The organism is Pseudomonas sp. BN102, assembly GCF_029871245.1.
In the GTDB taxonomy this organism is placed as follows: Bacteria; Pseudomonadota; Gammaproteobacteria; order Pseudomonadales; family Pseudomonadaceae; genus Metapseudomonas.
Window position 1 is genome coordinate 1 of sequence record NZ_SSON01000023.1, and the last position, 14,488, is coordinate 14,488.

General features: G+C 63.2%; 18 protein-coding genes and 1 pseudogene. 17 read left to right on the top strand and 2 right to left on the bottom strand.

The window, feature by feature from the left end; all coding sequences use genetic code 11:
• The 8 genes and pseudogenes from E8F12_RS02580 to E8F12_RS02615 form a co-directional block, all read left to right on the top strand.
• Nucleotides 1–240, top strand: a 240-nt coding sequence (locus E8F12_RS02580; RefSeq protein ID WP_280323733.1) for an energy transducer TonB, incomplete at its 5' end; no start/stop codon positions are given.
• A 15-nt stretch (nt 241–255) separates the two neighbouring features.
• Nucleotides 256–963: a MotA/TolQ/ExbB proton channel family protein gene (locus tag E8F12_RS02585; protein ID WP_280323734.1), complete on the top strand. Its 708-nt coding sequence runs from the start codon at nt 256–258 to the stop codon at nt 961–963.
• A gap of 1 nt (nt 964) precedes the next feature.
• Nucleotides 965–1,366, top strand: a complete 402-nt coding sequence (locus E8F12_RS02590) for a biopolymer transporter ExbD (protein ID WP_280323735.1) — start codon at nt 965–967, stop codon at nt 1,364–1,366.
• A 288-nt stretch (nt 1,367–1,654) separates the two neighbouring features.
• A complete protein-coding gene (locus tag E8F12_RS02595) occupies nt 1,655–2,848 on the top strand; it encodes an MFS transporter (protein ID WP_280323737.1) in 1,194 nt (397 codons plus the stop codon).
• A gap of 2 nt (nt 2,849–2,850) precedes the next feature.
• Complete coding sequence (locus tag E8F12_RS02600; protein WP_280323738.1) at nt 2,851–3,618, top strand: ABC transporter permease; 768 nt, start codon at nt 2,851–2,853, stop codon at nt 3,616–3,618.
• Between the two features lie 9 nt (nt 3,619–3,627).
• Complete coding sequence (locus E8F12_RS02605) at nt 3,628–4,398, top strand: ABC transporter permease (RefSeq protein WP_280323739.1); 771 nt, start codon at nt 3,628–3,630, stop codon at nt 4,396–4,398.
• A gap of 7 nt (nt 4,399–4,405) precedes the next feature.
• The gene (locus E8F12_RS02610; RefSeq protein ID WP_280323740.1) at nt 4,406–5,200 is read left to right on the top strand and encodes an ABC transporter ATP-binding protein; all 795 of its coding nucleotides are present in this window, start codon (nt 4,406–4,408) and stop codon (nt 5,198–5,200) included.
• A gap of 24 nt (nt 5,201–5,224) precedes the next feature.
• Nucleotides 5,225–5,434, top strand: a pseudogene (locus tag E8F12_RS02615) (hypothetical protein); the annotation flags it as partial.
• On the opposite strand, the gene E8F12_RS02620 reads toward E8F12_RS02615, so the two are convergent.
• Both E8F12_RS02620 and E8F12_RS02625 read right to left on the bottom strand, forming a co-directional pair.
• Complete coding sequence (locus E8F12_RS02620) at nt 5,381–5,788, bottom strand: hypothetical protein (protein ID WP_280323741.1); 408 nt, start codon at nt 5,786–5,788, stop codon at nt 5,381–5,383. The pseudogene E8F12_RS02615 and the gene E8F12_RS02620 overlap by 54 nt on opposite strands.
• A gap of 97 nt (nt 5,789–5,885) precedes the next feature.
• Nucleotides 5,886–6,014 (bottom strand): DUF4113 domain-containing protein, encoded by a 129-nt coding sequence (locus E8F12_RS02625; protein ID WP_280323742.1) that lies wholly within the window; start codon nt 6,012–6,014, stop codon nt 5,886–5,888.
• 44 nt (nt 6,015–6,058) lie between these two features.
• Here E8F12_RS02625 and E8F12_RS02630 point away from each other — a divergent pair, with 44 nt between their 5' ends.
• The 9 genes from E8F12_RS02630 (at nt 6,059) to E8F12_RS02670 (ending at nt 14,481) form a co-directional block, all read left to right on the top strand.
• Nucleotides 6,059–6,181, top strand: coding sequence for a hypothetical protein (locus E8F12_RS02630; RefSeq protein WP_348532399.1), 123 nt, complete (start codon nt 6,059–6,061; stop codon nt 6,179–6,181).
• Nucleotides 6,182–6,715: 534 nt separating this feature from the next.
• Entirely contained in the window at nt 6,716–7,243 is a 528-nt protein-coding gene (locus E8F12_RS02635; RefSeq protein ID WP_280323743.1) for a helix-turn-helix transcriptional regulator, read from the top strand.
• Nucleotides 7,236–8,501: a HipA domain-containing protein gene (locus E8F12_RS02640; protein WP_280323744.1), complete on the top strand. Its 1,266-nt coding sequence runs from the start codon at nt 7,236–7,238 to the stop codon at nt 8,499–8,501. Before E8F12_RS02635 ends, E8F12_RS02640 begins: the two co-directional genes overlap by 8 nt.
• Before the next feature lie 620 nt (nt 8,502–9,121).
• Nucleotides 9,122–9,493, top strand: a complete 372-nt coding sequence (locus tag E8F12_RS02645; RefSeq protein ID WP_280323745.1) for a helix-turn-helix domain-containing protein — start codon at nt 9,122–9,124, stop codon at nt 9,491–9,493.
• Nucleotides 9,494–9,504: 11 nt separating this feature from the next.
• Complete coding sequence (locus E8F12_RS02650; RefSeq protein WP_280323746.1) at nt 9,505–10,332, top strand: replication initiator protein A; 828 nt, start codon at nt 9,505–9,507, stop codon at nt 10,330–10,332.
• A gap of 244 nt (nt 10,333–10,576) precedes the next feature.
• Nucleotides 10,577–11,215 (top strand): ParA family partition ATPase, encoded by a 639-nt coding sequence (parA, locus tag E8F12_RS02655; protein WP_280323747.1) that lies wholly within the window; start codon nt 10,577–10,579, stop codon nt 11,213–11,215.
• Complete coding sequence (locus tag E8F12_RS02660; RefSeq protein ID WP_280323748.1) at nt 11,212–11,454, top strand: hypothetical protein; 243 nt, start codon at nt 11,212–11,214, stop codon at nt 11,452–11,454. Before parA ends, E8F12_RS02660 begins: the two co-directional genes overlap by 4 nt.
• Nucleotides 11,451–12,182 carry a S26 family signal peptidase gene (locus E8F12_RS02665; RefSeq protein WP_280323749.1) on the top strand — a complete coding sequence of 244 codons (732 nt, stop codon included), beginning with the start codon at nt 11,451–11,453 and terminating at the stop codon, nt 12,180–12,182. The genes E8F12_RS02660 and E8F12_RS02665 overlap by 4 nt, the downstream gene beginning before the upstream one ends.
• Before the next feature lie 349 nt (nt 12,183–12,531).
• Nucleotides 12,532–14,481: a relaxase/mobilization nuclease and DUF3363 domain-containing protein gene (locus tag E8F12_RS02670; protein WP_280323750.1), complete on the top strand. Its 1,950-nt coding sequence runs from the start codon at nt 12,532–12,534 to the stop codon at nt 14,479–14,481.
• The last annotated feature ends 7 nt before the right edge of the window (nt 14,482–14,488 follow it).

Sequence of the window (14,488 nt, forward strand, 5' to 3'; positions counted from 1 at the left end):
GCGCCTGAGTACCCCACCTTTGCCCAGCGGCGCGGCTGGGAAGGCACCGTGCTGCTGCGCGTGCATGTGCTGGCCAGCGGCTCGCCGAGCGAGGTGCAGGTGCAGAACAGCAGCGGCCGCGAACTGCTCGACGAGGCGGCGGTGCGTGCGGTCAAGCGCTGGACCTTCGTGCCGGCCAAGCAGGGCGACGTCGCCCGCGACGGATGGGTCAGCGTGCCCATCGATTTCAAATTGAACTGATCAGAGGACTTCTCCATGGACCTGTTAACCAACCCCTTCGCCTCCATCGAGCACCTGGTGATCTGGCTGCTCATCGGCTTCTCCGTCGTCACCTGGGGCCTGGCCCTGGTCAAGAGCATCCAGTTCGCCCGCCTGAAACACCGCGACCGCCAGTTCCAGAAGCGCTTCTGGAGCGCCACCAGCCTGGACAGCGCCGTCGAGCAGTTGCAGCAGCATGCCGGCGCCGCCGCTCACGTGGCCCAGGCCGGCTTCGCCGCCATCCAGGTACAAGGTGGCCAGCCCGGCGACCTGAGCCAGGCGATCAACCACCAGGACCGTCTGGAGCGTGCCCTGCGTCAGCAGATCCAGCGCGAACGCCGTTCCCTGGAGTCCGGCCTGGCGGTGCTCGCCTCGATCGGCTCCACCTCGCCTTTCATCGGCCTGTTCGGCACCGTCTGGGGCATCATGGAAGCCCTCAAGGGCATCAGCGCGGCCGGTTCGGCCAGCCTGGAAACCGTGGCCGGGCCGATCGGCGCGGCGCTGGTCGCCACCGGCGTCGGCATTGCCGTCGCCGTCCCGGCGGTGCTGGTCTACAACTACTTTCTGCGCAGCCTCAAGCTGACCGCAGCCGACCTCGACGACTTCGCCCACGACTTCTACCTGCTGGCGCAGAAGAGCGCCTTCAAGCTGATCGTCAATCCCCATCCGGCGCGCACCGCGACCACTGTGAAGGAGGCTTCCTGACATGGCCTTCTCCACCCAGGACAACGACGAAGTCCTCTCCGAAATCAACGTCACCCCGCTGGTGGACGTGATGCTGGTGCTGCTGGTGGTGTTCATCGTCACCGCACCGCTCTTGACCAACTCTATCCCGATCAACCTGCCGAAGACCGAGGCGGTGGCCCCGCCCGAGCAGAAGGACCCGCTGGTGGTGAGCATCGACGGCGCCGGCAAGCTGTTCATCAACAAGGACGAGATCCAGCCCGACCTGCTGCAGACCAGCCTGGAAGCAGCCAAGGCCAAGGACCCGGAACTGCGCGTGCAACTGCAGGCCGACGACCAGGTGGATTACGGCGTCGTGGCCCGCGCCATGGCCTCCATCGAGCGGGCGGGCATCACCAAGCTCGCGGTGATTACCGCGCGCTGACAGACCTGGCTGCCTCCCTTCAGGCAGGGGGGAGGTGGCTTTTTTGTTCGCCGGACCTCGTAGATCGCACTACTGCGTCCCTATTGCTGCTCCACCAGCACCCTGCTGCTGCCCCAACAGCAATGCCTCCCGAAAACGCACCTCACCCCATCCCTGGAACCCGCGCCACTGCTGGTTTCGCAACACTCCAGTGCCGCTGGCACACATGCTGCAACGTCACTTTGCCTTCGTAATCAGGACCTTGCGCATGCAATCCACTCCATTCACCCAGACAGGAAAGCCCCAGCCGTGAACCCGCGCTTTCTCGTCAATTTCATGTTCCTGGCGGCCTTCAGCGGCGCCACCATCGGCATGGCCAAGATCGTCACCACGCTCTATGCGATGGAGATCGGGGCCAACACCATGCAGATCGGCATCATCTCGGCCATGGAATCCCTCGGCATGGTGTTCCTGACCCTTCCCGCCGGTTTCGTCATCGCCCGCTACGGCACTCGCCGCGTGTACTTCCTCGCGAGTCTCGGCCCGATGCTGCTGAACCTGGCCATCCCGCTTTTCGCCAACTGGCTTTGGCTGGCCGCCGCGCGCCTGCTGATCGGCTTCTGCATCCCGTTCCGCATCGTCGCCATGAACAGCGCCTTCCTCCAGCAGCTGCGGCATATCGGCCTTGCCAAGGCCGGCTGGTATCGCATGGCACTGACCATAGGCATGAGCATCCTCGGCCCGCTGTTGGGCAACTGGCTGACCGGTACCACCAGCCATGCCCTGGCCTTCGCCCTGATCGGCCTGTGCTTCGGCCTGATGGCGGTCTACAGCCTGGGCTTCTGGGGTGAGGAAAGCGGCCCCGCGCAGGAGACCGGTACGCCCGTGGACGGCGGCAATTTCCTGGAACAGGTCAAGGCCATGCTAGCCAACCCCGATATCGCCGAGAGCTGCCTGCTGGAGATGCTCGGCAATTCAACCGGTGCCCTGTTTGGAACCTTCATCCTCCTGCTGGCGATGGACGTGGCCAGGCTTTCCCAGACGCAGGCGGTAAGCCTGCTGATGGTCCAGGGCCTGTCGTCGGTCGTCGCCCTGTTCAGCCTGGGCTATCTGGTACAGCGCAGCAGCCGTGGCACCGCCTACCTGGTGGCCCTGGCGGCTGCGATCGCCGCCCTGCTGCTGTTGGGCACCGCCCACGAGTACGCGCTCCTGGCACTGGGTGGGGTATTGCTGAGCATCGCCGGCTCGCTGGTGCATCTGGTGAACATGGGCCGGCTCAGCGAGCACCGCATGGACAAGAGCAAGATTTCCGGGCTGTTCAACCTGGCCGGCATGCTCGGTGGTTTCAGTGGCGCCATGCTCGGTGGCCTGCTCGGGCAGGCCCTGGGACTGGACCGCCTGTTCCTCTGCTGGATTCCACTGGTACTGCTCGCCGCCCTCGCCTGCTGGTTCCTGGCGCAACGCCGCAGCCGCGCTTCCCTTTCCCTGCTGAACGAGAATTGAAGATGCATCGAGGACTGAAATGGTTCGCCAGCCGCTCCAGTTGGCTCATCTCCCCCGTTGCCCTGCTCGCACTCTGGGCCGTGGTGGCGGACGCCGGGCTGTTTCCCCAGCAACTGCTGGTGCCGCCACTGCACGTGCTGCAAGCCTTCGAGGAACTGCTGGCCAGTGGCGAGTTGCAGGAACACCTCTTGAACAGCCTGTCCCGCCTCGCCCTGGGTTTCACCATCGGTTCCCTGGGCGGCCTGGCGTTCGGCGTGCTGATGGCGCTGTCGAAGACGGTGACGGCCTATTGCGGGCCGCTGTTCCATACCCTGCGGCAGATTCCCAGCATCGCGCTGATCCCGATGTTCGTGCTGTTCTTCGGCATCGAGGAAACCTTCAAGATCGTGATCGTCGCCAAGGCCGCGTTCTTCCCGGTGGCGCTGGCCGCGAGCGAGGGCGTCAAGGCGATTCCGCGCAGCTACTTCGAGGTGGCGGACGTCTATCGCCTGCGCTGGCCCACACTTATTCGCGAAGTTGCCTTGCCTGCCGCCGCGCCGCCCATCCTCACCGGCCTGCGCATCAGCCTGACCCGTGCCTGGGTCGTACTGGTGGCCGCCGAGCTGCTGGCCGCTGACAGTGGCCTGGGGCAGATGATCGAAATGAGCCGACAGATGCTGCGCATAGACGTAGTCATGGTCGGAGTGGTGATGGCCGGCGTGGTGGGCTTCTCCCTCGACTTCCTGTTCCGCCTGCTCGAACGACATCTGTTCCGCTGGAAAGCCCGCTAGGAGGCGCCTATGTCCTTGTCCCTTTCTTCCCTGCGCCACCTGCGCGGCCTGCTGCTTCCTGCCCTGCTCCTGGCCGGCTGGGAATACATGTCGCGCCAGGATGCGTCCGGCGCCTACGCCTTCGTGCCGCTAGCGGAGATCGGCAAGAGCCTGGTCGCCCTGGTGGTCGGCGGCGAGCTGTTCGTCAACATGTTTGCCAGCCTGGCGCGAACCAGCAGCGGCTTGTTCTTCGGCATCCTTTTCGGCGTGGCGCTCGGTGTGCTGATGGCGCTGTCGCGAATCGCCAACCGGCTGATTGGCCCTCTGCTGCATTCCATCCGCCAGGTTCCGATGCTCGGCTGGATTCCGCTGATCGCGATGTGGTTCGGCAACGGTGAATTCTCCAAGGTGTTCATCGTGTCGCTGGCAGCCTTCTACCCCATGGTGCTGAACACCTATGAAGGCTTCAGCCACGTCGACCGGCGCCTGCGTGAAGTGGGCCAGGTTCTGGAACTGAACCCTTTCCAGCAGTTCTTCCACGTGCTGCTGCCGGCCGCCTTGCCGAGCATCGCCACCGGCGTGTTGCACGCCCTGGCGTTCGCCTGGGTCACGGCGGTGGGCAGCGAGCTGTTTCTCTCCTCCGGCGCCGGTCTGGGCAACCTGATGATGAACGCCGAAGCCGGCTCGCGCATGGACGTGATCGTCCTCAGCGTGCTCTGCATCGGCCTGCTCGGCTACCTGATGAACCTTCTCTTCACTCGACTGGCCAGCCACCTGCTGCGCTGGCGCAACCTCCGCTGAGGCCACCATGACAGCCATTCCCAAGCTCGCTCCGGCTACCGAGGAGCAAACCCTGCCAGGCGCCCTGGAAATTCACCGCCTGTCCAAGTCGTACCGCATCGAAGGCCGGAGCCTGCCGGTGCTGGAGAGCGTCGACCTCAAGGTCAACCCCGGCGAGTTCGTCAGCATCGTCGGCGCCAGCGGCTGCGGGAAATCCACCTTGCTGCGCCTGATCGTCGGCCTGGAAGCCGAATACCAGGGCGACATCCTGCTGGATGGCGAGCGCATCGTCGCTACCAGCCTGGAGCGCGGCATCGTCTTCCAGGACCATCGCCTGTTCCCCTGGATGACGGTGCAGAAGAACATCGGCCTGGCACTGAAGAACCACAAGCTGTCGAAGGCAGAAAAGGATCGTCTGGTGGCCGAGCACATCGCCCTGGTGAACCTCACCGGCTTCGAAAACGCCTATCCGCACCAGCTTTCCGGTGGCATGGCGCAGCGGGCGGCCATCGCCCGCGCCCTGATCACCAAGCCGAAGATCCTGCTTCTGGACGAGCCCCTGGGCGCCCTCGATGCCCTCACCCGCGTCCATCTACAACGCGAATTGCAACGCATCTGGGTGCAGCAGCGCAGCACCATGATCATGGTGACCCACGACGTGGAAGAGGCGCTTTACCTGGGCGACCGGGTCATCGTCATGGACGCCCATCCGGGCCGGATCAAGCACGAGATCAAGGTCGACCTGCCCCATCCGCGTGATCGCGCCGCACCGCTGCTGCACAAGCTCAAGGAAGAACTGCTGGGTGAACTAACCGGGATATGAGAGTTGGATTAATTCGCCTACAGGTACGGCACTCACACACTACGGCGAACCAAGGCATCGCTGATCTATCGCAGGACTAGAAACCTACGAGTGGTCCAACTCCTGCTTGGTCATACGAAGCTTGAAAGCAAAGCCAGATACCTGGGAATCGGGCTTGATAATGCCCTGAAAAATGGTGGATCAGATAGAAGTCTGACCATCTGCTGCGACGGTCGAGGGCGGCCAGCCGGCTAGCCGCATGGGCTGACGAATTAGCTGTTCCAACCAGGCTATCCGCAACAACAAGACCGCTGTCGCCCAGGTTGCCGCGCTGATGGTGTTAGGCTTTACCGAGAAGCTGGCCGCCGAGGCGATCAAACCAGATTTTTGCAACTGGGTAGGTTTCTCCCCTACGCGCTGAGCAACAACGACGCGAACATTCGCCGCATTAAGCAGCGCATCCAAGAGCTGGAAAGCCGACGTGCCCTGCTGGATGCTGTGATCGAGGGTGCCGGGTTCACATACAAGGAAGACACCCAGGAAAACCGTGTGATGTTCATCTTCCCAGGTAAGCCGGACGAACAAACACGGACCCTGCTCAAAAGCCATGCTTTCAAGTGGAGTCCCAGCCGGGGCGCCTGGGTTCGGCAGCTAAACAACGCCGGTCGATGGGCCGCTAAGCAGGTTCAGGAAACCCTGGCGGCGACTACCGATTCACTGACAGGCCCTTCCGTTGAGGGGCCTTTCCTTTTGCTCTGAAACCAGGGGGGTGATCGAGCCGAGTCGTATAGCTCTGACTCATCAGCTCCCGTCGCATCCCCCAGTCCGGCGCCACGGGTAGCCGACTATGCCCAGCAGCTGACCAAGGAGACCACCAGCATTCACCAGCACCTGACTCACTACATTGATTACCGGACCATGGCCCGCGACATGGAGATCGGCGGCGACCTGTTCACCCTCGAGACCAGCTTCGAGAAGGTGCATGTGTTCTGGAACAGGTAGCCTGGGCTGCGGGGCACAGGGATTGATCCGGTGCCCTTGTTTTTTGCGCCCCTGTCCATTCGGACACCCGCGCTCCCCACCCTAGCGGCTGATCGGGTGCTGCACGCACCCTGCGATCAGCCAGAAGCAGGCACGCCTAATCGCAGCCGCACATCAGGCGCCCCACGGCGCTCCTCACTACCCACCGAGTCTTGAGCCAATACGTCGCAAAAAAGCCATTTCAAGAACACTTGCGCACACATGTCGTCACCAGCGATACGAGAGCATCACGTGTCGCCAAATTCAAAAAACAGCGACACGTTGTGCATATGGGAAGAACCGATCTGAAGCAACCGTGATGCTAAGCAGCATTCATGAAGCCTCTGGCGATGGCTCAGGGGCGCCTCACCCGCCAGAGCAGTGAAAATATTGCTTCATTTTTTTGGTAAAAATTAAGTAATAGCTCTATCTGGGAATCCTCTCTTAGAGAAAAACGAGAAAACATGTGATATTATTCCTTCATAACCAACATTTTTCTGAAAGAATATTTTCCCAATGGCAAAGCGCACTGCCCCACTGCTGCCCGGATCTGATCGGCTGCTCGAGGAGTTCGGAGAGCGTCTGATACTCGCGCGCAAGCGTCGCAAGATCACTGCCAAGCAGATGGCTGAGCGGGCTGGCATGTCTTTGCCGACGCTTAGGTCTCTTGAGCAAGGCAGCGCAGGCGTGACCCTCGGCGCCTACATGGCCGTGCTGCAAGTCCTCGGACTGGAGAAAGACATCACCCAGGTAGCCCTGCACGATGAGCTTGGTCGCCACCTTCAGGACGCAGCCCTGTCACCGTCGAGGACGTCTGCCAGCAAGAACAAGCCGGCCCCTCCAAGCCAGCCCACATCTCAACGACGCGCCACAAAACCTGCTGCGGGAGTGTTGATCAAGTCGGCGGGGGGTGAGCCCCGACGTCCTGCAACGACGCCTTCCAAAACCATTGAGCAAGATCCCTCCAAAGCCAAATCAGCCCGGAAGAAGGTCGTTACCGGCGCCGACCTGGCGGCCCAGTTGATGGAGGAACTCAATGGCTAGCCAGATCTTGGTCTTCGCCGATTGGGTGGGGCTCGATAGCCCGCAGAGCCTGGGTACCCTGCATTGCCAGCGCACACGCGGTACCGAGCGGTTCGAGTTCGAATTTGCCGACGCGGCATTGGCTGGCCTGGCGCAACAAGCGCTGCTTGATCCGCGACTCCAGCCATTCGCAGGGCGCCAGTTCTCCGCCCAGGGCGCCGCCACCTTCGGTATCTTCGCCGACGCCTCGCCTGACCGCTGGGGGCGTTTGCTGATGCGGCGTAGACATGAACGGGATATGCGAGCTGGAGTTGCCCTCCAGGGCTCGAAGCTATTCGAGTCCGACTATCTGCTGGGTGTGCACGATAGCTTCCGTGTGGGAGCCATTCGCTTCAAGACGGATGTGGATGGCCCATTCCTGGATGACCACCACGACATGGCGGCACCGCCCATGACAAGTATGCGCGAGCTTGAGGAGGCTTCCAGGCGCTTCGAACAGGGCGAGGACATGAGCGACGGCCGAGACTGGTTGAAGATGCTGATAGCCCCGGGCGGCTCACTGGGTGGCGCCCGACCCAAAGCCAGCGTGGTAGATCCGGACAACGCCTTGTGGATCGCCAAGTTCCCCAGCAACAACGACGAATACGATGTCGGCGCCTGGGAAATGGTGGTCAATATCCTGGCCAACGCCTGCGGCCTGCGCGTGGCGGAAGCCACCGCAGGGAAATACGCCAGCAACCATCACTGCTTCATGGTCAAGCGCTTCGACCGCACCGCCATGGGCGAGAGATTGCACTTCGCCTCCGCCATGACCATGACGGAACATGTGGATGGCGATGACCACTCAACCGGCGCCAGCTACCTGGAAATCGCCGAAGTGCTGATACGGCACGGAGCCACTCCAGAGGCTGATCTTCAGGAGCTATGGAAGCGCATCGTTTTCAATATGCTGGTCGGCAACACCGATGACCACTTGCGCAACCATGGTTTTATCCTCGTCCCCGGCAAGGGATGGCAGCTTTCCGCCGCCTACGATATGAATCCGGTGCCTTACTCCGATGGGCTGAAGCTTAATGTCTCGGAGTCCGACAACGCTCTCGACCTGGACCTGGCTATTTCTGTTTCCGGTTACTTCCGGCTCAAGCAGCAGGAAGCCCTGGAGATCATCGAAGACCTTCGCGCAAAGGTCCGACTGCTCTGGCGGCCTGCGGCCAAAAAGCTGGGAATCAGCGCTAAAGAACAGGAAAGAATGGCCTCGGCATTTCGGCTCGCCGAGTAGATCCATATCACCACTGGATGCCTGTCACCACCACCCTTGGAGATCGACTGCGACCTGTTCACCCTCGAGACCGGCGTCGAGCAGGTGTATGTGTTCTGGAACGGGTAGTGTGGGCTGCGGGTACCGGGTTCGATTCGGTGCCCTTGTTTTTTGCGCCCCTGTCCATTCGGACACCCAAGCGCCCCACCCTGGAGGCTGATCGGGTGCTGCACGCACCCTGCGATCAGCCAGCGGCAGATGAACCGAATCGCGGTCGCGCATTCGGACCGTTACGGACTTACGTATCTGCACAAATGAGCTAATCCGCTTCTACGGAACTGCGGATCTGTGGGGAAGCGGATTTACGTTTTTACGGAAGTACGGAAAAGTGCCGATGCGCTTTTCAGGTTCTGCGCGAAGCCGCAAATCCGTAAAACAGCGGTGCTGCGCGCACGGGCCGTTGCGGAGTCGCCTGCCGGGGAGTGCTCGATCTCCTACCTGGGCGTGCTCGGTCAACGTCCTGACCCTTTGGGTAACAATCCAAGTCCCGCTCCCCATCGACGCTGCCCAGACCCAACCCGGCATGATCAAGCACGACGGCTAGCGCACGGTGCTCCTCCCACGTCAACGGAGGACATATCATGCCGCACTCGCCCGACCTCACCCGTCATCCTCGCCTCGTCGATCTCGACTCACCCGTGCATCGTAAGGCCGGCCCTTCGGCACACGCCATGAGCCCGACTGCGCGCGATAACACAGCGCAGATGCCCCAGGCCTCCCCTGCCCCTCGCTACCTCACCAACGACGAAGCGGCGGCCTTCCTGCGCCTTTCGCCACGCACGCTGGAGAAGCAGCGGGTGATCGGTGGCGGACCGCGCTTCCACAAGTTCGGCCGCCGCGTGATGTACGCGCTGGCCGACCTTCAAGCCTGGGCCGATGCGCGCAGTTTCGAGACCACCTTCGATCCCGAGTACGTCGACCGCCACCAGGGAGCCAGCCGACATGACCAGTGAAGTCTTCGCCCATGAGTCGCTGCCAATATGCCCAGCCGAAGGAGAGCGAGCAGTTGGATCTGTTTCGAGCGCTGCCGGGCGACATGGCACCGCGCGATGCCCAGGACCTGATGGCGCATCCATTCTTTTCGCTAGCCAAGTCGCGGCGCACTGTGCCCATCGACTTCCGTTCCGGCGGCGTGACGGTGCGCGTGGAGGGCACGCTGGAGCATGGCATTGCCACGATCTGGGATGCCGACATCCTGATCTGGGCGGCCAGCCAGATCGTCGAGGCGCGGGATGCGGGCATTCCCACTTCGCGCCTGATGCGGGCGACGCCCTACGAGATCCTGCGTTTCATCGGACGTGGTACTTCGCTTCGCGACTACCAGCGACTGAAGGCCGCCCTGGATCGGCTGCAGTCGACCAGCGTGGCCACCTCGATCCGCGAGGCCACCGGCAGGCGCCTGCATCGTTTCTCCTGGATCAACGAGTGGAAGGAATTGGCCGCGGCGGATGGCCGCCCGCTAGGTATCGAGCTGATCCTGCCGGACTGGTTCTACAGCGGGGTGCTCGACCAGGCCCTAGTGCTGACCATCGATCCGGCCTACTTCCGACTCACCGGCGGCATCGAACGCTGGCTGTACCGCCTGGTGCGCAAGCACGGCGGGAGGCAGGAGGATGGCTGGCAGTTCGACTTTCGTCACCTGCACCGCAAGTCGGGGAGCATGGCACGCTACTCGGACTTCGCCTTCGACCTGCGCGCGCTGGTCGCTCGGCAATCGCTACCGGGGTACCAGTTGGGCATCGTGCACCTGCCACCCTCGACCGAGCTGCTGGCTTTTCGTCCCGTGCCGTAGACGGCACGGGGATATCCTGCGGGCAAGCTGTGAATTCACTCGTGCTATCAGGCGCAACCCGGCTCGTGCTATCGGGAGTACGACCCTCGTGCCATCAGGAGTACGGATGCCCCTGCAGGCCACGCCTGGCGCGGCCTGCAGCCGCTCTTAACTTTACTAACTCAAAAGCTCTAACTTGTAATTGGGCAGGCGCCCCGTTGTGGACAGGTGCTAAGGGCCACTGTTTGGTCGGGGAGATCCGGCCATGATCGTTGCCCTGCTCAATCAGAAAGGCGGGGTCGGCAAGACCACCCTGGCCACCCATATCGCCGGCGAACTGGCCCTGCGTGGCCACAACGTGATCCTGCTCGATGCCGACCCGCAGGGTTCGGCGCTGGACTGGACACAGCGACGCAGCCAGCAGGGCCTGCCTAGGCTGTTCAGCGCCGTCGGCCTGGCGAGGGAAACCCTGCACCAGGAAGCACCGGAGCTGGCACGACGCGCCGACCACGTGATTATTGATGGTCCTCCGCGTATCGCCGCCCTCGCCCGCTCGGCACTGCTAGCCGCTGAGCGCGTGTTGATCCCGGTGCAGCCCAGTCCCTATGACCTGTGGGCCAGCGCGGAGATGGTCAGCTTGATCCGTGAGGCGCAGGTGTTCCGGCCAACCCTGCGCGCGGCATTCGCCATCAACCGGCGCATCAGTACAACGATTATTGGCCGGGAAGCCCGCGGAGCACTAGCCGACCAGCCGCTACCCGCCCTGCAGGCCGAGCTGCGTCAGCGCATCGTCTTCGCCGAGAGTGCCGCGGCCGGCCGACTGGCACGCGAGCTGGCACCAGATAGTGCCGCCGCACGCGAGGTCAGCAGCCTGGTGGACGAGCTCTTGCGGTGGTCGCCATGAGCAGCAAGCGTATCGGTATCGGCACGCGTCCAATGGCCGACCCGCAAGCGGAAGCCTGGATACGCCAGGGCGCCTCCATCGACAACGGCAAAATCGAGCGCTACACGGCACGGTTGACACTGGATATCACGCCGGCACTGCGCACCCGCATCAAGCTGGCGGCCTTCAGCCAGGGCGTCACAGTGGCGGAGATGTTGCGCGAGCTACTGGAGCGGCAGTTCCCGGAGGTCACGCCATGACGGCCTGCAACAGCATGCCGCCAGCGCAAGCGGATAGCGACAAGCAGGTGCAGGCGTGTGTCGCCGAGATCGACGCCATCGAGGCCATCGAGGCCATCGAGGCCCTGGGGCAAGCCCCGGACCAGATCGTGCCCTGTTGCACGCAGGCTGGGCAGTCGTCCGTCCGCCCACATGCGGCAGCTCGCTGGGGGCACGCTGCGATAACAATAGGTGCTCGCTGCATTCGATGGCCACTGGCATTGGCTGCCGGCGGTTTGGTCGCACTGGGTTGGGCGACGCTTGGAACGTCGTTGCCACAGGTTGTCTACAACGCCTCCAACAGTGTGCCCACCGGCTGGTACCTCATCACCTCGGACGCTTCACTGGCGGTCGGCGACCTGGTGCTCGTCCGCCTGCCTGCACACGCGGCGACACTAGCGGCACAGCGTTGTTATCTGCCGGCGCATGTCCCGCTGCTGAAGTGGGTGGCCGCCGTTCCACCGCAGAACGTCTGCATACGGGGTGACCAGGTTCTGGTCGACGAGAAGGTTGTCGTCAGGCGTCTGCACCAGGACCGACATGGTCGAACGCTGCCAGCCTGGCAGTCCTGCCGACGCCTGGTTGGCGATGAACTCTTCCTGCTCAGCACCGCCAACCCGGAGTCATTCGACAGCCGCTATTTCGGTCCAGTCTCCATCAGCGCTGTAGTCGGTCGGGCGCATCCGTTGTGGTTGGAGTCGCGCCGATGAGCCCGTCCACTTCACGTCTTCCAGACCTGCGACTTCGAGTGATTGGCTTGCGCGAACGACCGCCGCCGCCGTGCCGGCAGCTATGCCCCTGCCCGCCTGTTCAGGCCTGCGCCGAGGCCAGGCCGGCCACACATGATTACCCACCCCAGAAGCGCCAAGGCAGGGAAAAAGCGGAGGGCAAGATAAAAGGGCGCAGCACTTCGTGGCGCTCGAAGGCAGTCTGCACGTGGGTTGTATGTGGCACAGAGCTGGTGTGATCAAGTGCAGGCTTGGCGTCTTTGGCGCGAAAACGCTGGCTCAAGCGCGTGCCTACCACGCTCCACTAAGATCAGCTTGGAGATCCCTCCGGATGAGCAAGGAACGCAATCAGGACAACGAACAACGCTTCCGCACCCAACCCGGGAAACCGAAGCAACGCGGACAGGCCTTCATCAATCAGGTACTTCGCCAGGCCAACAAATCCGGCAGTGGTAAGGCGGGCAAAGCTGGCCAGCAACCCGGTGCCCGTCTCGGTCGCGGCCATGTCGCCGCATGTTTCAGTAGGCAGCAACAGGCACCCAACGCCCGCAGGGTCATCATCAAGACTCGTCTGGTAAACCTGCGCCAGGCCGGCAAGCGTTCGACCCTCAGCCACCTGCGCTACATCGAGCGCGACGGTGTGAGTCGCGAGGGCAACCCTGGTAAAGCCTACGGCCCGCTGACCGACCAGGCCGACGTGGAGGCCTTCGAGGCGCGTGGCCGGGAAGACCGGCACCAGTTCCGCTTCATCGTCTCACCCGAGGATGCCGAGCAGCTGGATGATCTGCGAACCTACACCCGCCACCTGATGAGTCGAATGGAGGCTGACCTGGGCACCCGCCTCGACTGGGTGGCGGTCGATCATTGGAACACCGACAACCCGCACACCCACATTGTCCTGCGCGGCAAGGACGATACCGGCAAGGACCTGGTCATTGCCCGCGACTACATCGCCGATGGTATGCGCAATCGCGCCGCGGAACTGGCCACCGAGTGGCTCGGCCCGCGCACAGAGTTGGAGATGCAGTGCGGCTTGCAGCGCGAGGTGCAACAGGAGCGCTGGACCAACCTGGATCGCACTCTGCTGCGCGAACGCCAGTCGGGCGTGCTGAGCCTGAAGACACTCGCCAATAATCCCCGCCGGCAGTTGCTCATCGGCCGACTGCAGCACCTGCAGCGGCTGGATCTATCCCATGAAGTTCGACCCGGCCAATGGGCCATACGTGACGACACCGAGGCGACCTTGCGAGCCATGGGCGAGCGCGGCGATATCGTGCGCACGATGCAGCGTGCGATGGGTAGTACGCAGCGAGATCTGGTTGTCTTTGAGCCAGGTGGCGACAGCCCTGCCGTGATCGGCCGGGTGGTGGCCAAGGGGCTGGCGGATGAGCTGCACGACCGCGGCTATCTAGTAGTGGATGGTCTCGACGGCAAGGCCCACTACCTCTCCCTGCCAGCTCGAACGGAACTGGCCGACTTCCCCATCGGCGCCGTAGTGGAAACGCGCACCATGAGCGAACCGCGGGCGGTGGATCGCTCGATTTCTTCACTGGCTGCGGATGGGATTTACCGCTCCGACCATCACCTCGCGCTGGCAAGGTCACAGACCGCCGAGGGACACGATCCCGATGTGCTGGTCGAACGCCATGTGCGCCGTCTGGAAGCCCTGCGTCGGGCCGGTATCGTGGAGCGGTTGGATGAGGGCGTCTGGCGCGTGCCCGCCGACCTGCCGGAACGAGGCCGACAGCATGACGCCCCCCGTCTTGGCGATGTCGTCGTCGAGTTGCGCACGTCGCTTTCGGTGGAGCGGCAGACACGTGCCATCGGCGCGACCTGGCTGGATCAGCAGTTGATCGGGGGCAACCAGGGGCTAGTGGATAAGGGCTTCGGGAGAGAGGTGCGCGAAGCACTGAGGCAGCGTGCGGACTTCCTGGTGGAATTGGGCCTGGCCGAACGCCGGAGGCAGCGCGTTGTGCTCGCGCGCAACCTGCTGGCGACCCTACGAGAACGCGAGCTGACGGCGGCAGCGCGCGAGATCACTGCGCAGACACGCCTACAATATCGCCCCCTGGTTGATGGCGAGCGGATCAGCGGGACCTACCGGCGCAGCGTGCAACTGGCCAGCGGGCGATTCGCCATGCTCGATGACGGTGTGGGCTTCAGGCTGGTGCCCTGGAAGCCGGTTATCGAGCCCAGGCTTGGACAGAACCTCTCAGCCGTGGTCCGGGGCAACAGCGTGTCCTGGCAACTGGGACGTCAGCGCGGACCGGCGATTGGCTGAATGCCTT